Raw genomic sequence first — 23,331 nt, forward strand, 5'->3', positions numbered from 1 at the left:
GGTCTTGAGTTTGTATTAGAGAGTCCAATGACCGAAACGATACGCCCGCGAGTTAAATATGTTATCGGCCCTGACGGCAGTCCGTTGACAATTGCCGACCTGCCGCCAGCAAACACCCGTCGCTGGGTCATCCGCCGCAAGGCAGAGGTTGTGGCTGCCGTGCGCGGTGGCCTGTTGAGCCTTGAAGAAGCGTGTGAACGCTACACGCTGACCGTGGAGGAATTCCTGTCATGGCAGGCCTCCATCAATGATCATGGCTTGCAGGGCTTGAGAACGACCCGTATCCAGCAATACCGTCATTAACGCCAGACGGGGCTTGGCATTGGGGCCGGGCCTGAAGACGAAGGCTCGAAGAGGTCGACCACACCCTCGCCTTGCCAGACCCTGCCTTGAAGAAATTGCAAATATCTCAGATGCCTCAGGGTATTTGAGATATTTGCAAAAGCACGACAATACCGATTTTAAATATCGCATTGAATAAGGCCAGCGGGGCTACAGGGTATAACCCGACAAGGCGCATCTGCAATCGGAAGCGTTACGCCTCCGTGACAAAGCCAGGCAACCGACCGGCATTACGTCTAGCCGATTGTCGTGAGAGATTTGATTTTTCGATTTCCACTCCGTCGAATGTGCCCCAGGCAACTCCCGTAAGCTTTTTCAGCCTTCGGTTAACCCAGACGCCTTCCCAGTCACCACAGGACGTTGGGATGTGAATGGTTTGCAAGGGAAGCTGCTGTCCCCTCACCTATCACAGATGTCGGCTTCATAGGGGATCGGTCCGGACATTGGACCGAACCGTGGACCGTGTGGGGAACACCGATGCAAAATCGCTGATTATCGCAATGGGTGAGCGAAGGTTTTTTGCATGATGCCGCCGTGGGCATCCTTGATCCGGCAACTATCTAATAAAATAAATATCATGTGGTCGCGGATGAAAAGGCCGTTCCATTCCATGTGAACGGCCAGGCAATGAAACCATCATCGAGCAGGTCCCATTCCCTGCCTGCCTTTGTCATCTACGATCAGGATCTTCGCCGTTAAGCGCGAACCCGTTGCTGATTGTCGCGCTCTTCCAACGCGGCGGCCTTGGCATGTTCGGCCTCGGCCAATTCCAACGACAGTTCTGCCGCATCTTGCTGAACCTTCAGCTCGCGAATCGAATCCTGCAGGTTATCGGCACGCTGGCGGGCGGCCTTTGCAAAAGTCGGATAGGCGAAATGCGAGGCATCTGATATGCCCGCTTTTTTTTCTTCCAGAGAAATCTGATTCTCCAGTTCCTTGGCCATACGTTCAAATTCAGACATCATTAACTGCAATTGTTGCAGCTGCCGACGCTTCTCGGTAACCTGAAATGCCTTCAGGCGAACTAGGCTGTCACGCGACTTCATACGCAATACTCCCGTGATGCGAGACATCCCGCCGTCACTCTGTTTTGACATCGCCCGCTGACATTTAAACGAATCACCGCGAAAAAATCTCACGACGTTAACAAAAAACTACCTTTGGTAACCTTTCGTTTACGGGCATCGTTAATGATAAGGGAGATCTTTTAAAGGTCGGTAAATGCCCGGGTCCAAAATGCAGGACAATGACAATGATGAGTCAATTGAATCGCTTAAGGGGTTTTCTTCCCTTTTCGATTCATCTGTGGCGATGAGAAAATGACATATGAATCAGGAGGCTAAGCATTATGCTTAATAAATTCGTTACACCTTGCCAGAGTGAATCAGAATTTGTTAACCATTTGGTGGCAGCCTTCAAATCAGGCAACGACTGGATCCGTATCGCGTAGTGGGCCATTCAGACCTTTCGGCGGCGGTAAAGGGGATAATTATGCGGGTTCTACTCATCGAAGACGACAGCGCCACAGCGCAGAGCATCGAACTGATGCTCAAGTCCGAAAGTTTTAACGTCTACACCACCGATCTCGGTGAGGAAGGCGTCGACCTCGGGAAACTATACGACTACGACATCATCCTGCTGGACCTCAATCTTCCCGACATGTCGGGTTACGAGGTTTTGAGAACGCTTCGCCTGTCCAAGGTCAAGACACCTATCCTCATCCTGTCCGGCATGGCCGGCATCGAGGACAAGGTTCGCGGTCTCGGCTTCGGCGCTGACGATTACATGACAAAGCCGTTCCACAAGGACGAGCTTGTTGCCCGCATCCATGCGATCGTTCGTCGTTCCAAGGGCCATGCCCAGTCGATCATCATCACCGGCGAACTGATCGTCAATCTCGACGCCAAGACCGTCGAAGTTGGTGGCCAGCGCGTTCACCTGACCGGCAAGGAATACCAGATGCTGGAGCTGCTTTCGCTCCGCAAGGGTACCACGCTGACCAAGGAAATGTTCCTTAACCATCTCTATGGTGGCATGGACGAGCCGGAACTGAAAATCATCGACGTGTTCATCTGCAAGCTTCGCAAGAAGCTGGCCAATGCAGCCGGCGGTGCAAACTATATCGAAACCGTCTGGGGCCGTGGCTATGTGCTGCGCGAACCTGACAGTGCCGAGTATATGGAAACGGCCTGACACCGGTTTGTCGTTACAGCGGGCGTTATTCGTAACGCCTCGCCGTAAATCCCCACCAGTGCCACTCCCGCGCGAGATCGTGTGATCTCAAAAAAGTCCCAGCATTGCCGGGACTTTTTTGCGTTGAAGAAAATAGATTGCTGTAACCCGCGATAATAGGGACAGACGATGCATTGAGAGAATCGTGCCGAGAATTGGAATTACGGTCCACGACACGAACGTTTTCAGCGCCGCCTCCCCCTTCTGCCTTGCCAGGCATCTCTCCTCAAGGCGAGGAGATCGTCTCGAAACGAGAGCATCGGACCGAACGTTAACAACCGATTTTCGGATAAATCCGCCATGTCTGGAATGATTCGAGATCAGGCGGCTTCGCGGTCACTGAACACTTCGGTCAGTGTTTTCCGGTCAAAGGGCTTCAGCAGGAAGTCGCTGGCGCCAGCCCGTTTGCCTTGCATCATGTGTTTCAGGTCGGCTTCGATGACGCAATAGAAGATCCGCACCGTTTTGCCCTCCGGCATGGCCCGGATATTGGTAATCAATCCCAGGGCGCCTTCCAGACCCGAATCAACGATGATCACATGCGGTAATTGTGCTTCGCACGCCAGCATCGCCTCGCGCGCCGTGGATGCTTCCGTCACTCCAAAACCCAGTTCGGACAGAATTTTACGGCCAACCTTACGAACGATATCTGACGAGTCAGCAATGATCAGGTTCTTCATGCCGATCCCCTTTCGATGCCCTGGACCTTGCTTAAACATCAAAAAGATTAAGCAATTTTCCAAAAGAGCAAGTGGCGCGCCCCGTGCACCGCGTCTTTACCCATTGTCGCCGCAGCCCGCGGTCTGACTTTGCCCATATTTCAAACCCTCAATGGATTTGAAATATCTGCGCTACATCAAAGGTAAATCCAGAAGACTAAGGAAACATTACCCGCATCGGATGGGAACGGAAAACGGCGCCGGAAGACTGAGACACCGGGCGCCGTCGAGCATCTTTATACGTGATCAGCCGGCGGCAACTGATTCGGCAGTAAAGGTAATTTCACCTTCGCCGATGCTGTATTTCAGCTCCATCGATGATTCGTCGGCCAGCAGCACGGTATAATAGGGCTGGATAGAATGGGCATCGACGGCTTCTTCCATCTGGCCATTGCAGATCTCGGCGAACTTTGGCGGCACCCGCAGCATGCGGCCCTTGGCGACGATGGTAAATTTCGCGTCATATTCCGGATTTTCCAGCGTCACGTCCAGCGAGCCGCCGCGCGGAATAGCGCCGTAGGCCACCAGCATCAGGTTCATCAGCAGTTTGACGCGGTTCTTGGCGATAATGGCGCGCGGACCGTTCCAGGTGATTTCGGTTTTCTTTTCGGCTGCGGCGAAATCCTTAACGGCTTTCTCGGCCTCGCCGGTATCGATCGACGCACCGACTGAGCCTGAGGCCCCGAATGCCAGCCGGGCGAATTTCAAACGAACCGAAGCGTTCAGCGCGCTGGTGCGAATCAGGTCCATGGCATCGGCATCCGCCCCGCCTTCATCCAGCAATTCCAGCCCGTTATTGATGGCGCCGACAGGCGAAATGACATCATGGCAGACACGGCTGCACAGCAGGGCTGCCAGATCGGGTCCGGCCAGCGTTAGGTTTACGTTCTTGAGCATCGAATTCTCCTCGACGGCAAAGTCTGTTATCGGCTGAGAGGCATAGCTGTCCCATCAAGCCGCATGATGTCGACGCCATAATGACACCATATTTGGTAAACCCATTGTTAATACGAAGTCATCAAGATGGAAGTCCGGTCTCATCAGAGCCGATTCTATTCATATCCGAGGAGGAAGCGATGCGCTTTTCCATCATTCGGGACCTTTTCAGGACCTGGATTGTAACGGCTGGCGTGGTTGCGGCAAGTGTTGTTTCGCAGCCCGCGACTGCAATGGCGCAGGGCGATCAGTATACCATGCAGGAAGTGGTCGATGCCGGCCACTCCTTCTTCGGCTCGACCAGCGGTGCGCTGGCCAAGGTGATCGAGAAGGCGTTCGGGCAATACGGCCTGCCAAATGGCTATATCCTTGGCCAGGAAGGCTCCGGCGCGTTTATTGCTGGCCTCACCTATGGGGAAGGCACGCTCTATACCAAGAATGCCGGTCAGCACCCCGTCTTCTGGCAGGGGCCGTCGCTCGGCATCGATTACGGTGGCAATGGCAGCCGCACGATGATGCTGGTCTATAACCTGCCCGCCGTCGGCAGCCTCTACAGCCGCTATGGCGGCGTCAGCGGCTCGGCCTATGTGGTGGCTGGCGTCGGCATGACGGCACTGAAAAACAACAATATGGTTCTGGTGCCGATCCGCACCGGCGTCGGCGCAAGGCTTGGCGTCAATGTCGGCTATCTGAAGCTGACGCAATCCTCCACCTGGAACCCCTTCTGATCGGCACCGGCTTGGTTGTGACAGGCCGGTCCGCCGTATCGCACCTCCATCTTTGCCGTGCTGTTGCCGAACATGAACAAACGTCGATGGAATGGCACAGGGTTTTGATTTAGATAATGTGCATCTGGACCGTCATCTGACACTTTGGGAACCGCTCTAACGGATATGGCACCGCCGTGATCGAATACGCCCTGCTCTTTGCATTGGGATTTGCCGCCGCAGCCCTTCTGGCGGCGTTGATCAGCCCTGCCATCCATGGCCGCATCGTTGCCTATACCGAGCGGCGTCTGCGGGCCACCGCCCCTCTCGGCCCGGAGGAAGTCCGTGCCCAGAAGGACATGGTCCGCGCCGTTTATGCCGCCGAAAATGCGAAACTGTCCTATGACCTGCGCCGCGAGCGGGAGTATTTCGTCGCCGTCAAGGCAGCCGCCGATCAGGCCCAGGCGGAAGCGATCCGTGCGCTCGGAGCAGAGGATGCGCTGAAGGAGCAGATCCACGCCATGAGCACTGAGGCAGGGTCACTGCGCGTCGAACTTCGCCAGAACCAAGCTCAGATGGAACAACTGAAAGCCACGCTACAGCGCCATGAAGCGATGGTCGCCAGCCGCGATCTCGACATCGAGGCGCTGACAGCCAAGCTGGCCCGCCTGGAGGCGGACCTGGCCGCCCGCAATCGGGAAACCACCAGTCACAAGCACCAGACAGAAGACCTGCAACTGCGCCTCCAGGATTTGCGCACCGAACGCGAGACATTGCGCGACGAGGCCAAGGCCGCCGCCAGCCGCGCCCAGAAGGCAGAGCAACGGCTTCTCCAGGAGGAAGACAAAGTGCTGAGGCTGGAAGAGCGGCTGGAACGCCTGCAAAAGACCGAAACCCCTGTGCAACAGGTCGCCAAATGAGCAAAAGCCGCCCGGACATGCAGCACCCCACGCCCAAGGCACTGGAAACGCTCGCCGACGACTTGCGCCAGCGCAGCGAAGCGCTCAATTCCCAGCTGCTTGCTGGCGATGGCGTCGAGGACGCGGCTCTGCGCGCTGAAATCGCCGAAATCGCCGCCGGGATGATCGTGTTCACCGCCCGCAAGGAAGGTGAACCATCGCCGATTCCGGCCCTGCTGGCACACCCTGCCCCCAGCGACGATGCGCCGCAACCGCTGCTGGACCGGATCAGGGCACTGGCGCCGGATCTTCTGAACGATTGAGCCTATCGCGTCGTAGAATAGGACGGCGCAGCCGGATGAGGGGCCATCACCATGCCAATAGACCAACTATTGCGACAAAATCCCCTACCCTAATTTACCCAGCGCCCGAGCCGCACTGTGCAGCGCGATGCCGCTGGCGGTGCCGAGGTTGAGGCTGTCGAGTTGCGGTGATTGGGCGATCCGCACGGTCATGAACCGGGCAAGTACGTCTGCGGGCAGTCCCTCGCCTTCTGTGCCGACCACCAGCGCCAGCCTTTGCCGGTTGCCAAGACCGGAGGCGATATCACCGATCTCCGTGGTTCCTGATGGTGTCAGTGCCGCCACCAGAAAGCCAGCCGCATCCAGTGCCGACAAGAGCGCAATGGCACTGTGTTCCCGCGCATAGGGCATGGTCAGCACCGAACCGACCGAGACCCGTAGCGCCTTGCGATAGAGCGGGTCGCAACTGGTCTCGTCGAGCAGCACCGCATCGGCACAGAAGCCGGTGGCATTGCGAAACATGGAACCGACATTGTCATGGTTGGAAATGCCACAGCCGACCAGAACCAGGGCGTTTTGCGGCAAGCCGGTAATCAGCTGCGTGGCGTCGGGCGCGGTCAGCCGGTTGCCCAGCGCCAGCACGCCGCGATGCAGGTGAAAGCCAGCGATGGCATCCAGCACGGCAGCGCTAGCCACATAGACCGGCAGCTCATCCGGCCATTGGTCGAGAAGCGGCTGGAGACCCGCCAACCGGTTTTCCAACAGCAGCAGGGCCTCGGCGCGAATACCACGCCCGGCCAGATGCGCCGCCAACAACATGCGCAGCACCACTGTGCCTTCTGCAATGAACCGGCCCTCGCGCCCGGTCAGGTCGCGCTCGCGGATATTGCTAAAGGCAGCGATCCGCAGGTCCTGCGGATCGGTGATGGTGACGAACTGAACCATGCTTCGGCCTATTGCGTGATCGCGACATCAGCGATCATCCGGCCCACCGACAGATCAAACACATAGGCCTTGGACTGGCCTTCGGCTGTTGTGCCGTAAAACAGGATCTGCGTGCCTGACAGCGCCGTGGAGGTCACTTTGAAACCGGCGGGCAGACGGGCGGCCAGTGCCATCGGCTGGTCGGAGGGGATGGTGAGGCCTCCGGCCTGCGTCTTTTCCGGCGCTGGTGCGTGTTTGACCTTGTAGACAACGGCGGTCAACACGGCCATAAGGCTGACAAACATGATGGCCGCCGAGACGAGTTGCAAACGCACCATCTTGCGGCGAACTTTTTCGAGCACCGGATCGAGCGGCTTGTCTTTCTGTTCGTCGGTCTCGACTTGGCTCATGAAACTTAAACCTTTCCCTGATGGAGCTGCTCTGCCGCCCATTGGGCCTCGGCCACAAGGGCCGAAAGACAGGATGCGCTATGACAGACCCCTTTAAACAAGCAGGCGAGCCAAGGAAAGAGCTGATTGCCGGTGAGGACGCCGAAGGCCGTCTGGATGCCTGGCTGGCGGCAAGCCTGGGCGGCGACCTGTCGCGCAACCGGGTCAAAGCCCTGATCGAACAGGGTGCGGTCTTCGTCAATGGCACAGCCGTTACCGAGCCGAAGCGTAAGGTCAAGCCCGGCGACCAGCTGGTGATCGCCATGCCGGAGCCGGAAGACCCCGAACCCAAGGGCGAGGATATTCCGCTCACCGTGCTCTATGAGGACAAGGACCTGATCGTGCTGTCAAAGCCCGCCGGTTTGGTCGTGCATCCGGGTGCCGGCAACTGGACCGGAACACTGGTCAATGCGCTGATCCACCATTGCGGCGACAGCCTCTCCGGCATTGGCGGGGTGAAGCGTCCCGGCATCGTCCACCGGCTGGATAAGGAAACCTCCGGCGTGATGGTCGTTGCCAAGAACGACATTGCCCACCGGCATCTGGCCGACCAGTTTGCCGACCATGGCCGCAGCGGCCCGCTGGAACGGGCCTATCAAGCGCTCGTCTGGGGCCGTCCGCGTGGGCTGCGTGGCACCATTGACGCCGCCCTTGGCCGGGCTGGCGACCGCACCAAGCGCACCGTGAAGCGCGAGGATACCGATGACGCCCGCGAAGCCATCACCCATTACGAGGTGATGGAGCGGTATGGCGAAAAGCCGGATGCCACCTGCCTCGCCTCGCTGGTGGAATGCCGGCTGGAAACCGGCCGCACCCACCAGATCCGGGTGCATATGGCCCATATCGGCCATCCGCTGATCGGCGATCCCGAATATGGCGCCGCCTTCAAGACCAAGGCCAATCTGCTGCCGGAGGCGGCAAAGGCCATCGTCAATAATTTCCACCGCCAGGCGCTGCATGCCTATCTCTTGGCGTTCGAACACCCGACCACTGGCGACGTCATGCATTTCGAAGCCCCTATCCCTGACGACATGGAAACAATTATCGAGGCGCTACGCGATATCGCATGAACCCTTTGCCCCGTTAAACGTTAGCGCAGGTCCGACATGGCTGCGCAGCCGTTGCGCGCCGGACAGGCAAATGGGGCAAGGGCCGAATATGGATACCAAGCAAGCAGTCGGACAATCGCGCGATCTGCACGATGGCAAGTCATTCTGGGCTGCGACACCCAATATTGTGGTAGAGAGCCGCGACACCCCGGCGCGCACCGATTACGATGTCATCATCATCGGCGCCGGGATCAGCGGTGCCTTGATGGCGCAGACGCTGGCGGCGGATGGCCGCCATATTCTGGTGGTTGATCGTCGTGCGCCGGTAAAGGGCAGCACGCTGGCCAGCACGGCGATGATCCAGCACGAAATTGACATTCCACTGTCGCAATTGTCCAAAGCCATCGGAGCAAAGAAAGCCATGCGCGCTTGGCGGCGCTCGGCAGCCTCCGTCAACAGCCTGGGAGAGCGCGTCGGCAAGCTTGGACTTTCCTGCCAGTTCCAGCAGCGCAGCAGCCTTTTCCTGGCCGGTGACGAGATGGGCCACCGCGCTTTGGCTGCTGAAGCGGAGCTGCGCCGTGAAGCGCAATTGGACGCCGAGTATCTGACCGGAGCGCAGGTGAAGGAAAGATTCGGCATCGATCGCACGGGCGCGATCCTCTCCCCCTGCTCCGCCAGCGCCAATCCGGCCCAGATGACGGCTGGCCTGCTGAAGGCCGCCCAGCAAGGCGGCGTGGAAATCGTCTCGCCGCTGGCGATTACCGCCATCCGGGAAACCCGCGACGGAGTGATGGTGGCAACAGCAGATGGTACATTGCTCTGCGCGGCGGACCTGATCGCCTGCACGGGCTATGAATATTTGAAGATGATGGAAAGTCCATTGCATCAGGTGATTTCCACCTGGGCCATCGCCTCCGAGCCGAACGCCCAAAGGCCGGACTGGCTGGATGACCACCTGGTCTGGGAGGCCTCCGAGCCCTATCTCTATTTCCGCTCCACCCCGGATGGCCGGATCATCGCAGGCGGCGAGGATGAGGACGATCCCCTCGCCCATCAGGACCCGGTCAAGGCGCAGCGCAAATTCGAGACAATCCGGCAAAAGCTGAAGGCTCTGGCCGGGATTGAGATGGACCACATCGCCTATGGCTGGTCGGCGCCATTCGGCACGACGCGGGATGGGCTGCCGATCATCGACCGCGTCCCCGGCACCAGCCATGTGCATGTGGTGATGGGATTTGGCGGCAATGGCATCACATTTTCGACCATCGCATCGGAAATTGTCGCGGCCAGGATTGCCGGTCGTAAGGATGCCGATGAAGATTTGTTCCGATTCCGCTCGTAAATCAATTGTGACTGGCGTGGTGTGCTTGAATCCCGGCCATGCCACACTTATGTGACATAGGATTTCGTGCGGGATGAGGAAATCCGCATGATAGAGCTTGCCCGTTTGGCATTGGGAAGCTCATGGATAAAGGGGGTGCTTTATGGCCCGCAATAGCTTGCCTTCGATTACCGCCGGTGAAGGCGGACTGAACCGATACCTGGATGAGATCCGCAAGTTCCCGATGCTGGAACCCCAGGTGGAATATATGCTTGCCAAGCGCTATGCCGAGCATGGCGACCGCGATGCCGCGCACCGGCTCGTGACCAGCCATTTGCGCCTCGTGGCGAAGATTGCCATGGGCTATCGCGGCTACGGCCTGCCGATTGGCGAAGTGGTCTCTGAGGGCAATGTCGGCCTGATGCAGGCTGTCAAAAAATTCGATCCCGAACGCGGCTTCCGGCTTGCCACCTATGCGATGTGGTGGATCAAGGCCTCGATCCAGGAATATATCCTGCGCTCCTGGTCGCTGGTGAAAATGGGGACCACCGCCAATCAGAAGCGGCTGTTCTTCAACCTGCGCCGCCTGAAGGGCAAGATCCAGGCCATCGAGGAAGGCGACCTGAAGCCGGACCAGGTCACGGAAATCGCCACCAAGCTGAAGGTCAGCGAGGAGGAAGTGATTTCCATGAACCGCCGCCTGTCGGGCGATGCCTCGCTGAACGCGCCAATCCGCGCCAGCGAAGGCGAATCCGGCCAGTGGCAGGATTGGCTGGTGGATGACCACGACAGCCAGGAAGACACGCTGATCGAGCAGGACGAGCTGGAAACCCGGCGCAACATGCTGTCGCGCGCCATGGGCGTGCTGAACGACCGCGAACGCCGGATTTTCGCCGCCCGCCGTCTGGCCGAGGAACCGGTGACCTTGGAAGAACTCTCTTCCGAGTTTGATATCAGCCGCGAGCGTGTGCGCCAGATCGAAGTGCGCGCCTTTGAAAAGGTTCAGGATGCTGTCCAGAAGGACGCGCTGGAACAGGCCAAGGCGTTGCGCGTCGTCGAGTCCTGACGTTCAGCCACGACAATCGCAATGTTTTACAGGCCTCGCAGTAACCCTGCGAGGCTTCGTCCATTCCACCTCTCGGGAGAATTGTGCCGTGACAGAGCAACAGTCCATTCTGGAACCGGTCGCAAGGCAGCTCGATGCCTATAACGCCAAGGATATCGACGGTTTCATGCAGCATTGGGCACCAGATTGCCGGATCTATGCCTTCCCCGATACTTTGTTGGCGGATGGAGCGGCAGAGATCCGCAGCCGCCACATCGAGCGCTTCCGAGAGCCGGACCTGCATGGCAAGCTGATTGCCCGTCACATCACTGGCAATATGGTCACTGATATTGAATGCGTCACCCGAAACTTCCCGGAGGGCAAGGGTGAGATCGACGTGCTCTGCCTTTACGAGATTGAGCACGGAAAGATCGCCAGGGCCTGGTTCAGAATGGGCGAGAAGCGGCTTCTCAGCTGAAAGCTACCCTGCCACCGCAACCAGCGCCAGCAGCGAGAGAACCAGCGCCGGGATCATCACGACAGCGCCGATTTTCAAAAATTCCAGCGCGCCCATATGCAGGCCTTCGCGCCGGAGCGCCGAGAGCCAGAGAATGGTGGCAAGCGAACCGGTGACCGACAGGTTGGGGCCGAGATCCACACCGATCAATACCGCGCCGGAGACGGCACCGCCGACATGGGCGCTCTGCACCGTGGCACCGGCCACCAGTCCGGCTGGAAGATTGTTGACGAGGTTGGAGAGGAAGCCGACCAGCAGGCCTGCTCCCATGGCCGCTGCCTTGGCATCCGCTGCGGCGGCCTCGGACAAATAACGGGCAAGCAGCACCGTCAGCCCGGTCTTGTCCAGCGCCTCGACCAGCACGAACAGGCCCGCCACCAGCGGCAACACGCTCCAGGACATGCCCTTCAGCGTCTCAGCCGGTCCCTGCCCGCTCAAGGCCAGCACCAGCACAGTGGTCAGCACACCGGCAATAAAGGTCGGCAAGCCAAGGTCCAACCCCAGCGCAGACGCCGCCATCAGCACGACGGCGGTCAGGATCAGTCCCCAGCCGGCCAGCTTGGCGCTGTGGGAGAGATGCGGCGTCTCAACTTGCCGATCCATCACCTCGGCGTGGATGGCGCGTCTCTGGCTCCAATAGAGCATGGCGAAGGTGACGACGATGGCCACCAGTGAGGGCAGCGCAAATGTGGCAAGCCAGGTGGAGAGCGGCGGCATTTCCCCGCCGCCGAAAATCACCAGATTGGCCGGATTGGAAATCGGCAGCACAAAACTCGCCGCATTGGCAATGAAGGCGCAGATCAGCAGATAGGGCATCGGGTTCTTGAGCTTGGCCGCCTTGGTTGCTGCGTAGACCGCAGGCGTCAGCACCACCGCCGTCGCATCGTTGGAGAGAAAAGCGGTGACCAAGACGCCAACGCCGTACAGCAGCACGAACAGCCTGAGCGGCGACCCCTTGGCCCTTTGCGTTGCAAGCGCCGCCAGCCAGTCAAACAGACCTTCGCGTCGCGCCAGTTCCGACAGAAGCATCATGCCGATCAAGAACAGATAGACATCGTAGCCCTTGGCAACACCTGCCCAGGCATCGTTGATGCCGATTGTGCCCAAGCCGACTGCGCCCAGGCCCAGGAGCACGATGGCGCCAAGCACAGCCCAGATCGCCTCCGGCCAGCCAAAGGGCCGGCTGATAACGCCCAGAACGGAGAGGGCGGAAACAGCCCAGGTCAGGTAAGTCGCGGTCATGAAACATCCGAAAAAGACGCGGCCGGAACGAGGGCCAAGGAAAGGACTGGCAGGCAGACGCAGAGAACCGGCGTCAGATCAGATCTCCCATTTAGTCCAGGATACGCAAAGAGCAAGCGTCATGGAACAATTTTGCATTTGGCAAATTAATGAGGCGCCTGCTCCTGCCTATTCATGCTAAACTCCTGATTTTTCAACCTTTCCGAAAGCGTGCCCGTGATCGCACAGTCCAAGATTGTCTCCGCGAGCCGCCGCTCGCTCATTGCCCTTGCCGTCCTCAACTTCTTTCTTGCCGATGCCCGCGACGGGCTCGGCCCCTTTCTCGATGGCTTCCTGGCAACCCATGGATGGTCGCCGATGACACTGGGTATCATCGCCACGATGGGCGGGGTGCTCGGCATGGTGGTCACGCCGCTGTTTGGCGCGGTTGTCGATGCAAGCCCCTATAAGCGGACACTGATCATCCTGCCGGTCACACTCGTCACAGCCGCCGCACTGTGGACGCTGGCGAGCCCCGACAATCTGGCGGTGTTCGGCGGACAATCGGCAACGGCCCTGGTGGGCGCGGTGATCGGCCCCGCCCTGATGGGGATGACACTGGGACTGGTCGGGGAAAGAGCTTTTTCCAACCAGGTCTCCCGCAATGAAGTCTGGAACCATACCGGCAATGTGTTTTCACTGGTCTGTATTTTCGTCCTCACCAGCTATTTCGGCCAGAACGGCATTGTCTGGCTGATGATCGCCTCGGCCCTTGCCACCATCGCAGCGGTCCTGACGATCCGGCCCCAGGAAATCGACCAGGACGTCGCCCGCGGGTTGAGTGCCAAGGACAAATCGAGTGAGGATGAGGACCGCACGGCAGCCCAGCCCTCGGGCTATTCCATGCTGGTGCATAGTCGCGGGCTGATCGTACTCGCTCTGATCCTGATGATCTTTCATTTCGGCAATGCGCCGATCAGCCGGTTGATCGCCCAGAATTTCTCCATCCAGCTCGACAGTCCGTTCAAGACCACCGCCATCACGACAGGCGTCTCGCAACTGGCGATGATCGTCGTCGCCTGCGCCGCTCCGTGGATGATTGCAAGGTTTGGACTGCGGTCGGTGTTTTTTATCGCTTTGATGGCCCTGCCAATCCGGGGCATGATCGCCGGTAGTTTTTCCAGCTTTGCCGCCATCTATCCGGTACAGATCCTCGATGGCATCGGCGCTGGCCTGATCGGCATCGCCACACCGATTGCCGCCGAACGTATTCTGTCCGGCTCCGGCCGTTTTAATGTTGGCCTTGCCGCCGTCATGACCGTCCAGGGCATCGGCGCCTCAACCAGCAATGTCGTCGCCGGCTGGCTCACGCAGGAAGGCGGCTATTCGCTCGCCTATTTCGTCCATGGCGGCATTGCTGCCCTGGCCCTGCTGCTGTTCGTCATCAATCATAAGCAGGTGGCGCCGGAACTGCCAGCGCATAGGCGGGAGAGTGCTACGGCCGCTTGAAGTGCATAAAACAATATAGACAGGGCATATCAGTGTTTGCACGAAACACGGATATGCCCTGGTGAAATTCAGATCAGACGCTGCTCGGCGCAAGGCCGAGTGTAGGGGACGGCGACAGGGATCACCCGCCGCTGCGATTGTTGCCGAGCGCTGCCCATTCCCTGATGACACTGTCGAAGATCGGCTTGCCAGCGGCGCCCTTGTCGAGGGTAATCAGTGCACGGCGACCGTTGCGATAGGTGACGGGAATGTCGATCCAGTCACGGCTACGCAACAGATCGACATTGCGGGCCACCACTTCGGCAAAATCGTTGAAGGCAATCATAAACGTGTCGTCAGTGATCTTGGCAGGCACCGCCACGATCGGATCGCCGCGATCCTGCTCGCTTGCCTTCATGGCAACGCGCTGGACGCTGTCTATGCCGCCACCCTCAAAATTCTGCGGCACCGAGAAGACGATTTCCATCAGGTGGCTGGCGGGAAGCGAGCTGTCGGTATTGCGCTTGAAGGTAATCAGCGCTGTCAGGCCCCGCTCGGGGATCGTCAGCTTGCCCTGGATTTCCGGTTCCGGCTTGCCGCTATCGCCGGTCTCATGTCGGGCTTCCCAAACAATATAACCCTGCACGGTGGTCGGCGTCGTCTGGCCGAGGCGCTCTTCGTAGAGATAGGCCTTCTGGCCGTTCTCCGGCACGGTAAAGGGCGCACCCTGCACAGGCGTGGTGGCTGGCGCGCTAGCCGCACCGCCAGACACGGGCGCTGCCGGATTGGCTCCGCCATTCTGCTGGGCCACCGAACGGCCCTCGCCGCTATTGGCGGCAGCGTTCGAGGCGCCCTCATCCACTTCCGTACCGTCAGGCATCAGCTTCTGGGTGAATTTTTCACCCGCCGCCCCGGCATCGCCGGTTGCCGCTGGAACAGTCGCCGGTTTTCCGGCATCCGCGCTTCCCGTCTGCGAAGACGGTGCGGATGCTGGTGCCGTGCCCTTCGAAGCAAACAATCCTGTCACAGTCTGCTTCAACCCGGCGATGGCGCCCGGCAGATTGTCACGGTGGGCATAGGCGTAGTAGCCACCGCCACCGATCAGCAGGATCAGCACACCAGTAATGATATAAGGCGCGGTCCGGCGGGATTTCTTGGTGCGCACCCCCGCCTTCCTGTTGGCCTTGGCCAGCACGGCTGCCATGTCTTGCGAGGAATCGCTTCGGTCCGGCGCGGCGGCGCGCTGTTGCTTTTTAGCTGCCGCCGGTGGCACAGGCTGCGCCGCGACGAAATCATCAAACCAGGCAGGATCTTCGCCTGCCTTGCTGGCGGAACCGCCGTTGCGAACAGACTTTTCATCGTTTCCGGACTCCTGACCGGCAGGCGTGCCAAAGCTGGCGTTCTGATGCTTGTCGCTCCAGTCCAGAAGATCCTTCGGATCGTCATGAGCGGTTTGCGAGAAGGAACCACCCTGCGCCGCAGGCTGCTTGTTGTCGCGCACGAAAGCGTCGAACGCGCCCAGCGCCTCTGCCTCATCGAACACCGGCTGGCGTGCCGGTGGAATAGCGGGATAGGCTGCGGGCTTTTCTGCCTCTTCCTGGCGCGACTGCGGCTGTGCTTCAAAAGAATGGACAGGTGCAAGCGGAGCTGGCGTCGGCTCCAAATGGCTTTCCAGCCATTCGTCCATCGAATGTTTCTGTGGCGCAGAAGGCTTTGCGGCTGGCGCTGGGGCCGTGGGCGCAGAAGACACTGCTGGCTGGGCAGGCTCTTCAGTCTCCCAAATAGCGGGCGGAATGGCCGCAGGCGGAATGCGCGCCGGTTCTGGCTGATAAGGCTCCGGTTCCGGTTCATAAACCGGCTCAGGCGCTGGTTCCGGCACATAGACAGGTGCTGGAACATAAGCCGGTTCCGGCTCATGAACAGGTTCAGGCTGGTGCACGTATTCGGGCTCATGCGCCGGTTCCTCAACAGGCTCCGGCTCATGATGAACGGGTTCTGGTTCCGGCTCAGGTTCATAGGCCGGTGCTGGCTCGTAGGCCGGCTCCGGCTCATAGGCATCCTCTTCCACGGCAGGAAGAGCCTCTGCATAATCTGCCTCGACCTCGGCAATTGCGGCGTCAAGCTTGTCCAGCTGGCGGCGCAGCATGTCTTCCGACGGCTTGGGTGTCATATTGTCCAGCTGCCGCATGACTGCGCCGCGAGCCTTCTCATACACCTTTACGCGCATTTCCGGGGTATTGTTCGACAGGCCATCAACGGCGCGCCGAATAACTGCTACGAAATCTGCCATCCGTACTTTCTCGTGATCACCGGCCCAGGCCGACAAGACAAATTAATTCAACTCTAACCTTAATCCTCAAATGGATCGGTCACAAGTATGGTGTCGTCGCGTTCCGGGCTGGTGGACAACAGCGCGACCGGCGCACCGATCAGCTCTTCCACCTGGCGGACATATTTAATCGCCTGGGCGGGAAGATCGGCCCATTTGCGCGCGCCGACGGTGGATTCCTTCCAGCCTTCCAGCGTCACGTAAATCGGCTCGACCCGTGCCTGAGCGGCCTGGGCTGCCGGCAAATGGTCGATTTCCACACCATCCAGCTTGTAGCCGACACAGATCTTCAGTTCGTCCAAGCCATCGAGAACATCGAGCTTGGTCAGAGCGATGCCGGTAATGCCATTGGTGGCCACCGACTGGCGCACCAGCGCCGCATCGAACCAGCCACAACGGCGTTTACGGCCAGTGACCGTGCCGAATTCATGACCTTTTTCCCCAAGAAACTGGCCGATCTCATCGGTCAGCTCGGTCGGGAACGGGCCTTCACCAACGCGGGTCGTATAGGCCTTGGTAATGCCAAGGATATAGCCGAGCGAGCCTGGTCCCATGCCGGAGCCCGCCGCGGCCTGACCGGCAACGGTGTTGGACGAGGTGACGAAGGGATAGGTGCCGTGGTCGATATCGAGCAGCGAGCCTTGCGCGCCTTCAAACAGGATACGGGCGCCACGACGGCGCTCCTTGTCCAGCATCAACCAGACTGTTTCGCGGAACGGCAGAACCTTGTCGGCCACCGACAGCAGTTCTTCCATGATGGTCGAATGCTCGACCTCCGGCGCACCGAAACCGCGGCGAAGCGCGTTGTGATGGGGCAGGATACGGGCAACCTTCTCGGCCAGACCTTCCGGATCAGCCAGATCCATCACCCGAATGGCACGACGGCCGACCTTGTCTTCATAAGCCGGGCCGATGCCGCGGCGCGTGGTGCCGATCTTGGTGCCGCTATTGGTGGCGGCGTCTTCACGCATGCCGTCCAGTTCGCGGTGCAGCGACAAGATCAGCGTCGCGTTGTCGGCAATGCGCAGATTATCAGGTGTTACGGTGACGCCCTGGGCGGCCAGCTTGGCGATTTCCGCGATCAGCGCATGCGGATCGACCACGACGCCATTGCCGATCACTGCCATCTTGCCGGGACGCACGACGCCCGAAGGCAGCAGCGACAATTTATAGGAAATGCCGTCGATGACCAGAGTATGACCGGCATTATGACCGCCCTGGAAGCGCACGACCACGTCAGCGCGCTCCGACAGCCAGTCCACGATCTTGCCTTTGCCTTCGTCACCCCATTGGGAGCCAACCACCACGACATTCGTCATTTCAAAATCCTGTCTTTACGCCTCAAGCGTACCTTCGCCTCGCGACAGCGCTGGCGGTTGATAAAGCCGTAAGCCGTCACACGTTCTGTCTGCTGCACGCCGCCATTCTCCCTGAAGCAGATCGTCCTGAACAGGTTTCCAGTCAAGGCAGCGCGTGTTCGCGCCTGCGCGTCCCCAAACCCGCGCATCTATACTGTGTTGTTTTGCGGAAAGCGACACGTTTATGCGCGTTAATCCGGCTTTTTGCATGGCAGAGACATATGACGGTGCAACACAATTTTACGATTGCATAATTCCTGAAATCGATTCCGGTTTCAGGAATTATGCAGTAGTCACAATGCATCGAAATTGGCAACGCGCAGAGGTTGAACGATCAGATGCAAATCAGAGCCTATGCCTATCTGGTACTGACAACCTTGTTCTGGGGTGGCAATGCCGTGGCAGGCAAGCTGGCCGTCGGCCATATAAGCCCGATGATGCTCAATCTTGGCCGCTGGTCTCTGGCCTTGACGCTGCTGCTGGCCGTGTCCTCCCGCCAGATCAAAGCGGATTGGCCGGTGGTGCGCCGTCATATCCCCTTGCTGCTGGCGCTCGGCGCCATTGGCTATACCGGCTTTAACGGCTTTCTCTATTCGGCGCTGAAATACACCTCCGCCGTCAATGGCGCCATCGAACAGGGTGGCATTCCCGTGCTGATCTTCCTGTTGAATTTCCTGCTGTTTCGGATTGCCGCCTCCGCCATCCAGATTGCCGGCTTCCTGATCAGCTTTATCGGCGTGGCGCTGACGGCAGGCCATGGTGACCTGATGGCGCTTTTGTCGCTACGGCTGAATTTCGGCGACACGCTGATGCTGCTGGCCGTGCTGTGCTATGCGATTTTCACCGTGGCACTGCGCTGGAAGCCGGAGCTGCACTGGAAGACGCTGATGGCCGCTCTTGCCTTCGGCGCGGCGCTGGCCTCGCTGCCGCTGGTCGCCTGGGAAGCCAGCAATGGCAGCCTGATCGCGCCCGATGCCACCGGCTGGGCGCTGATTCTGTTTTGCGGCCTCCTGCCATCCCTGGTGTCGCAGACACTCTATATATCAGGGGTGAACATGATTGGCGCCAACCGGGCCGGCCTGTTCATCAACCTTGTGCCGGTGTTCGGCACCATCCTGTCGGTCGCCGTGGTCGGTGAAAAGCTGGAAGGTTTTCACATGCTGGCGCTCAGCCTGGTGATTGGAGGCATTGCGCTGGCCGAATGGGGCAAACCGCAAACCTCTACCCGCTGATGACAAACTCTAGATCAGGCTCGTATGCCCCTCGGCAATCCGCAACACGGCAAGGCGTCCCGATGCATAGGCACCGGTATCGATGCCGATCCGGTTCTTGCCGAAGGTGACAGTATCGGTCGGGGTATGTCCATGCACGACCGTATAGGGCAGCTCCGGACCACGCCCCAAAAAGGGTTCACGAATCCACATCAGGTCTTCATCGGCCTGGCTTTCCAGTGCAATGCCCGGCTTCAACCCCGCATGTACGAACAGGAATTGCCCAACCTTGAGCATGACCGGCAGGGATTTCAGCCAGGCATAATGACTTTCAGGGATGACGCGGGCCAGCTCCGTGGAAAGCCCCTTGAAACTGCCCGCCTGATGCAAAGCGTGTTCAATATCGATGCCATAGGAATACAGCGTGGCCGCCGCGCCAAAATCCAGCCAGCGACGACCCGCTGAGGGATCGTCGAGAAAATGACAGAACACATCGTCATGATTGCCGCAAAGCGATACCCGCTCGAAACCGGGCGCCAGCGGCGCCATCAGATGATCGATCACCCGGCGTGAGGACGGCCCCCGATCAACATAATCACCCAGCATAACAATCAGCTTGGGGCCATCGATAGTGCTGGCATCGTTCAGGATGCGGCATTCCGCTTCCAACAACTCAGCATAGCAACCATGCACATCCCCGACCGCATAGATTGCGGAAAACGCCTTGGGATCCATATCCACACGACTACGCATGCCAGCCACACCGGTTTCCGATCCGACGTCGAGAAATTTACGCAACAACTTTATCATAATGGTTCCAGCTTCCCGCAACCGTTTTACGCCTGTCACAAGCGCTTCTCAACCACTGGCGGGGCCAATCGTGATAATTACCAACTATTAAGGTTAATAGCGTTTCGAGATGCGCGCTTTTCGGCATCGTAGCGCGCACAAATCGATGCTTTTCCGCGACAGGAACACGGCTTATTTCTGAAGGGTGTCAGGGAAAAATGGACTGCGGCTTTCCTGAAAATACAAACGATAACAAATAGATCGAGACCTCTATCTGACTCCAATATCAACCTGATAGGTTCTAACCAATCAATGGGGAAGCATCATGACCAAGCCATTTTTCTGGAACGAGTTGAACACCTATGATTTTGCCAGCCTGTCCCCCGACAACACCATCGCTGTTTTACCGATCGCCTCCACCGAACAGCATGGACCGCACCTTCCAATTGCAACCGATGTGGCGATTGCCAATGGGATGTTGACAGAGCTGAAGCGCCAGCGCCCGGACGATCTGGATTTCCTGGTTCTCCCCACCCAGGAAATCGGCAAGGCCAATGAACATGTTTATGGGCCCGGCACGCTCTCGCTCAGTGCGGACCTGCTGATTGCGGCCTGGACCGCCATCGGCGCCAAGGTGGCGGAAGCAGGCTTGCGCAAGCTGGTCATCGTCAATTCCCATGGCGGCAATGTCGATATCATGAGCATTGTCGGGCGCGAATTGCGCGTGCGCCACACAATGGCGGTGGTGTCCACCCAATGGAGCCGGTTCGGCAATCCCGAGGGCATGATTTCCGAGCATGAAAACCGCTATGGCATTCATGGCGGCGAAGTGGAAACCTCGCTGATGCTGCATTTCCGCCCCGACCTGGTGCGGATGGACAAGGCCGAAAACTTCGTGTCCAAGGCGGAATGGATGAAGGAACGCTCGGATTTTCTCCAGCCCTTGCCGCCCCATTCGCTGGCCTGGATCGCCCATGATCTCAACCCGGCGGGCGTGGTCGGCGATGCCTCGAAAGGCACTGCGCAAAAGGGTGAGGCTATCTGCCATCATCAGGTGTTGGGCTTTATTCAGCTTCTGCGTGACGTCAGGGACTATCCGCTGTCTGCGCTTTATTCCCCGGAATAAGTACGATCCGGGGCAAGATATCCCCTGCCCTGCAATTCCACCACCAGGGCCTGGATTTCCTGAACCAGATATTCAACGAACAGGCTGGTCGCCGCATCGAGCGGCGCCCGCGCCCGGGCAAACAGTTTCATCGGCTGGTGGCGGCAATGCGGTTCGGCCAGCGGTCGAAACACCAGTTCGCCCTTCCGGCATTCGGCGATCACATCCAGCGGATTGAGCAGGGTCAGCGCCGTGCCGCATTTGACCAATTGCTTCAACAGTTCGGAGGCGTTGGTTTCCAGCAGCGGTTCGACCGGCAGCGGCAGATTGGCAAGCGCCAGATTGATGACATTGCGCAGGCTGGTGCCAGGTTCAGCCAGCACCAGCTTTTCCTGCACCACATCGACCAGATCGATCGGACCTTTTTCATGCGCCAGTGGATGGCCGGGCGGTAAAACCGCGCCGACAGGGATATCGAAATTGGCGATGGTCCGAATACCGGGTGTGGCCGGAATGTTGAAGCCCAGACCGATATCCACTTCGCCCGTCAGCACCGGGTTAAGGGTGGTGGAGCCGCTGTCATTACGCAAATGCACCTTGATGCGCGGATGCGCGTCCAGAAAACGGGCAATGATTTCCGGCAGGGGACCGGCGGCCAGCCCCACCGTGGCGACCAGAGACACCTTGCCGACCTGTGGCATTTTCAGGCTGCGGATCCGCGCTTCCAGACGTTCATAGCCCTTCAGAACCTCGCGGATATGCTCGACACACAGCTCCCCCGCCGCCGTCAGCCGCAGCCCACGCGGCAGACGCTCGAAGAGGGGCACGCCCAACTCGTCTTCCAGTGCCAGAATCTGCCGGTTGACAGCGGAAGATGCAACGTTAAGTCTAGCGGCGGCTTTACGAATTGAACCGCAACGGGCAATCTCGTCTATATAAAGCAGCTTACGGGAGTGAAGCATGGCGTAACACACCAGTCCATTTTTTAAGCAGATTGAACATTTCACATACAGAGCGAGCAAGCGATGCCATTAAGGCATCGAAGCGGACGAAATTTGATGCTTTTCAAGCCGCAAAGCAACCGCTCAAATGCATAAAACACGGCGGGCCATTTCCAGTGGAGTCATTTTGAGCGGGGCCATTTCAGCGGCACAGGGCATCGGGCGGCAGCACGCGATCCGAGGGATCAGGGGAAAACACACATGACGAAAACCATACTGCACAAGACAATTGTCAACACTTTGGCTGCAACCGCCTTGGCCCTTGGCCTCGGCAGCCCGGCCATGGCGCTGGACGAGGTCAGCTACGGCACCAACTGGCTGGCCCAGGCCGAGCATGGCGGATTCTACCAGGCCGTGGCCGACGGCACCTATGAAAAATATGGTTTGAAGGTGAAGATCGTCCAGGGTGGCCCGAACGCGGCCAATCAGGCACTGCTGATCGCCGGCAAGGTCGATTTCTACATGGGCTTCCCGCTCCAGGAAATGGACGCCGTCAAGCAGGGCATTCCGCTGATCGATGTCGCCGCCATGTTCCAGAAGGACCCGCAGGTGCTGATCGCCCATCCCGACCAGGGCATCGAGAAATTCGACGATCTTGCCAAGCTCGACACGATCTTCATGGGTAAGGATGGCTATGCCACCTACTTCGAGTGGATGAAAAAGAATTTCAAGGGCTTCAAGGACGAGCAGTATAAGCCGTATACCTTCAACCCGGCACCATTCCTCGCCAACAAGAAATCTGCCCAGCAGGGTTACATCACCTCCGAACCCTACGAGATTGAAAAGCAGGGCGGCTTCAAGCCGAAACTGTTCCTACTGGCCGACAATGGCTACAGCTCCTATGCGACGATGATCACCACCACCCAGACCATGGTCGACAAGAAGCCGGACGTGGTGCAGCGCTTTGTCGATGCCTCGACGGAAGGTTGGTATCACTATCTCTACGGCGACAACAAAGCGGCCAACGAACTGATCAAAAAGGATAATCCTGAAATCACCGACAGCCAGATCGCCTTTTCCATCGAGAAAATGAAGGAATATGGCATCGTCGATAGCGGCCCGGCGCAGGACAAGGGTATCGGCTGCATGACAGACGAACGCTACAAGGCCTTCTTCGACACCTTGGTTCAGATCGGCGTTGTCGATGCCAAGCTGGATTACCACAAGGCCTATACGACCAAGTTCGTCTGCAAGGGCGTCGGCCTGAACCTGAAGAAGTAAAGCTAAATAAGCAAGGCAGGGCGGCGCACCGGATAAGCGCCGCCAAAGCATCCGGATGAGGAGGACAGGTCCTTCATCCTTTTCGGTGTTTGTCAGGTTCAAATCGAGCCAGACAAACGCTCGATTCTCTTGTTTGCGTTTGTCTTATGGAAAACAGGGTTCGACT

At 58.7% G+C, this 23,331-nt stretch carries 23 protein-coding genes; 13 read left to right on the forward strand and 10 right to left on the reverse strand.

What is annotated here, in order from left to right:
* The first annotated feature begins 27 nt into the window (after positions 1-27).
* The gene (gene sciP / locus ASB66_RS15415) at positions 28-303 is read left to right on the forward strand and encodes a CtrA inhibitor SciP (RefSeq protein WP_015916944.1); all 276 of its coding nucleotides are present in this window, start codon (positions 28-30) and stop codon (positions 301-303) included.
* A gap of 734 nt (positions 304-1,037) precedes the next feature.
* Here the strand turns inward: sciP and ASB66_RS15420 are convergent.
* On the reverse strand, positions 1,038-1,388 hold the full coding sequence (locus ASB66_RS15420) for a hypothetical protein (protein WP_060718156.1): 351 nt from the start codon (positions 1,386-1,388) through the stop codon (positions 1,038-1,040).
* A 445-nt stretch (positions 1,389-1,833) separates the two neighbouring features.
* On the opposite strand from ASB66_RS15420, the gene ctrA reads away from it, so the two are divergent.
* Positions 1,834-2,535 carry a response regulator transcription factor CtrA gene (ctrA, locus tag ASB66_RS15425; RefSeq protein ID WP_015916946.1) on the forward strand — a complete coding sequence of 234 codons (702 nt, stop codon included), beginning with the start codon at positions 1,834-1,836 and terminating at the stop codon, positions 2,533-2,535.
* A gap of 359 nt (positions 2,536-2,894) precedes the next feature.
* On the opposite strand, the gene ASB66_RS15430 is transcribed toward ctrA, so the two are convergent.
* The gene (locus ASB66_RS15430; RefSeq protein WP_015916947.1) at positions 2,895-3,254 is read right to left on the reverse strand and encodes a response regulator; all 360 of its coding nucleotides are present in this window, start codon (positions 3,252-3,254) and stop codon (positions 2,895-2,897) included.
* A 285-nt stretch (positions 3,255-3,539) separates the two neighbouring features.
* Positions 3,540-4,190: a histidine phosphotransferase ChpT gene (gene chpT, locus ASB66_RS15435; RefSeq protein ID WP_015916948.1), complete on the reverse strand. Its 651-nt coding sequence runs from the start codon at positions 4,188-4,190 to the stop codon at positions 3,540-3,542.
* Between the two features lie 179 nt (positions 4,191-4,369).
* On the opposite strand from chpT, the gene ASB66_RS15440 reads away from it, so the two are divergent.
* The 3 genes from ASB66_RS15440 (at position 4,370) to ASB66_RS15450 (ending at position 6,158) form a co-directional block, all read left to right on the forward strand.
* Positions 4,370-4,957, forward strand: a complete 588-nt coding sequence (locus ASB66_RS15440; protein ID WP_060718157.1) for a DUF1134 domain-containing protein — start codon at positions 4,370-4,372, stop codon at positions 4,955-4,957.
* A gap of 176 nt (positions 4,958-5,133) precedes the next feature.
* A complete protein-coding gene (locus tag ASB66_RS15445) occupies positions 5,134-5,856 on the forward strand; it encodes a hypothetical protein (protein WP_060718158.1) in 723 nt (240 codons plus the stop codon).
* On the forward strand, positions 5,853-6,158 hold the full coding sequence (locus ASB66_RS15450; RefSeq protein WP_060718159.1) for a hypothetical protein: 306 nt from the start codon (positions 5,853-5,855) through the stop codon (positions 6,156-6,158). The genes ASB66_RS15445 and ASB66_RS15450 overlap by 4 nt, the downstream gene beginning before the upstream one ends.
* A gap of 84 nt (positions 6,159-6,242) precedes the next feature.
* Here the strand turns inward: ASB66_RS15450 and ASB66_RS15455 are convergent, their stop codons facing one another.
* Positions 6,243-7,082 carry a TrmH family RNA methyltransferase gene (locus ASB66_RS15455; RefSeq protein WP_060718160.1) on the reverse strand — a complete coding sequence of 280 codons (840 nt, stop codon included), beginning with the start codon at positions 7,080-7,082 and terminating at the stop codon, positions 6,243-6,245.
* Positions 7,083-7,090: 8 nt separating this feature from the next.
* Positions 7,091-7,471, reverse strand: coding sequence for a hypothetical protein (locus ASB66_RS15460; RefSeq protein ID WP_114386709.1), 381 nt, complete (start codon positions 7,469-7,471; stop codon positions 7,091-7,093).
* 80 nt (positions 7,472-7,551) lie between these two features.
* On the opposite strand from ASB66_RS15460, the gene ASB66_RS15465 reads away from it, so the two are divergent.
* The 4 genes from ASB66_RS15465 to ASB66_RS15480 all read left to right on the forward strand — a co-directional run bounded on the left by ASB66_RS15465 (position 7,552) and on the right by ASB66_RS15480 (position 11,403).
* A complete protein-coding gene (locus tag ASB66_RS15465; RefSeq protein WP_060718472.1) occupies positions 7,552-8,580 on the forward strand; it encodes an RluA family pseudouridine synthase in 1,029 nt (342 codons plus the stop codon).
* A gap of 88 nt (positions 8,581-8,668) precedes the next feature.
* Positions 8,669-9,901: an NAD(P)/FAD-dependent oxidoreductase gene (locus tag ASB66_RS15470; RefSeq protein WP_060718162.1), complete on the forward strand. Its 1,233-nt coding sequence runs from the start codon at positions 8,669-8,671 to the stop codon at positions 9,899-9,901.
* Positions 9,902-10,043: 142 nt separating this feature from the next.
* A complete protein-coding gene (gene rpoH / locus ASB66_RS15475) occupies positions 10,044-10,946 on the forward strand; it encodes an RNA polymerase sigma factor RpoH (RefSeq protein WP_015916956.1) in 903 nt (300 codons plus the stop codon).
* An 88-nt stretch (positions 10,947-11,034) separates the two neighbouring features.
* Positions 11,035-11,403: a nuclear transport factor 2 family protein gene (locus tag ASB66_RS15480; RefSeq protein ID WP_060718163.1), complete on the forward strand. Its 369-nt coding sequence runs from the start codon at positions 11,035-11,037 to the stop codon at positions 11,401-11,403.
* 3 nt (positions 11,404-11,406) lie between these two features.
* Here ASB66_RS15480 and ASB66_RS15485 read toward each other — a convergent pair whose 3' ends face one another.
* On the reverse strand, positions 11,407-12,684 hold the full coding sequence (locus tag ASB66_RS15485) for an arsenic transporter (RefSeq protein WP_060718164.1): 1,278 nt from the start codon (positions 12,682-12,684) through the stop codon (positions 11,407-11,409).
* Between the two features lie 216 nt (positions 12,685-12,900).
* On the opposite strand from ASB66_RS15485, the gene ASB66_RS15490 reads away from it, so the two are divergent.
* The gene (locus ASB66_RS15490) at positions 12,901-14,172 is read left to right on the forward strand and encodes an MFS transporter (protein ID WP_234613054.1); all 1,272 of its coding nucleotides are present in this window, start codon (positions 12,901-12,903) and stop codon (positions 14,170-14,172) included.
* A 121-nt stretch (positions 14,173-14,293) separates the two neighbouring features.
* On the opposite strand, the gene ASB66_RS15495 is transcribed toward ASB66_RS15490, so the two are convergent.
* Together ASB66_RS15495 and ASB66_RS15500 are read right to left on the reverse strand one after the other, a co-directional pair.
* Positions 14,294-16,441 carry a hypothetical protein gene (locus ASB66_RS15495; RefSeq protein ID WP_060718165.1) on the reverse strand — a complete coding sequence of 716 codons (2,148 nt, stop codon included), beginning with the start codon at positions 16,439-16,441 and terminating at the stop codon, positions 14,294-14,296.
* 59 nt (positions 16,442-16,500) lie between these two features.
* The gene (locus ASB66_RS15500; protein ID WP_060718166.1) at positions 16,501-17,799 is read right to left on the reverse strand and encodes an adenylosuccinate synthase; all 1,299 of its coding nucleotides are present in this window, start codon (positions 17,797-17,799) and stop codon (positions 16,501-16,503) included.
* A 377-nt stretch (positions 17,800-18,176) separates the two neighbouring features.
* Here ASB66_RS15500 and ASB66_RS15510 point away from each other — a divergent pair, with 377 nt between their 5' ends.
* Positions 18,177-19,070, forward strand: a complete 894-nt coding sequence (locus tag ASB66_RS15510) for a DMT family transporter (RefSeq protein ID WP_060718168.1) — start codon at positions 18,177-18,179, stop codon at positions 19,068-19,070.
* A 9-nt stretch (positions 19,071-19,079) separates the two neighbouring features.
* On the opposite strand, the gene ASB66_RS15515 is transcribed toward ASB66_RS15510, so the two are convergent.
* Complete coding sequence (locus ASB66_RS15515; RefSeq protein ID WP_060718169.1) at positions 19,080-19,859, reverse strand: metallophosphoesterase family protein; 780 nt, start codon at positions 19,857-19,859, stop codon at positions 19,080-19,082.
* 304 nt (positions 19,860-20,163) lie between these two features.
* Here ASB66_RS15515 and ASB66_RS15520 point away from each other — a divergent pair, with 304 nt between their 5' ends.
* Positions 20,164-20,964 carry a creatininase family protein gene (locus ASB66_RS15520; RefSeq protein ID WP_060718170.1) on the forward strand — a complete coding sequence of 267 codons (801 nt, stop codon included), beginning with the start codon at positions 20,164-20,166 and terminating at the stop codon, positions 20,962-20,964.
* On the opposite strand, the gene ASB66_RS15525 is transcribed toward ASB66_RS15520, so the two are convergent.
* Positions 20,949-21,905 (reverse strand): LysR family transcriptional regulator, encoded by a 957-nt coding sequence (locus ASB66_RS15525; protein ID WP_060718171.1) that lies wholly within the window; start codon positions 21,903-21,905, stop codon positions 20,949-20,951. The genes ASB66_RS15520 and ASB66_RS15525 overlap by 16 nt on opposite strands.
* Before the next feature lie 321 nt (positions 21,906-22,226).
* On the opposite strand from ASB66_RS15525, the gene ASB66_RS15530 reads away from it, so the two are divergent.
* A complete protein-coding gene (locus ASB66_RS15530) occupies positions 22,227-23,165 on the forward strand; it encodes an ABC transporter substrate-binding protein (protein WP_234613075.1) in 939 nt (312 codons plus the stop codon).
* The last annotated feature ends 166 nt before the right edge of the window (positions 23,166-23,331 follow it).

Source organism: Gillisella vitis, from assembly GCF_001541345.2.
Taxonomy (GTDB): Bacteria; Pseudomonadota; Alphaproteobacteria; order Rhizobiales; family Rhizobiaceae; genus Allorhizobium; species Allorhizobium vitis.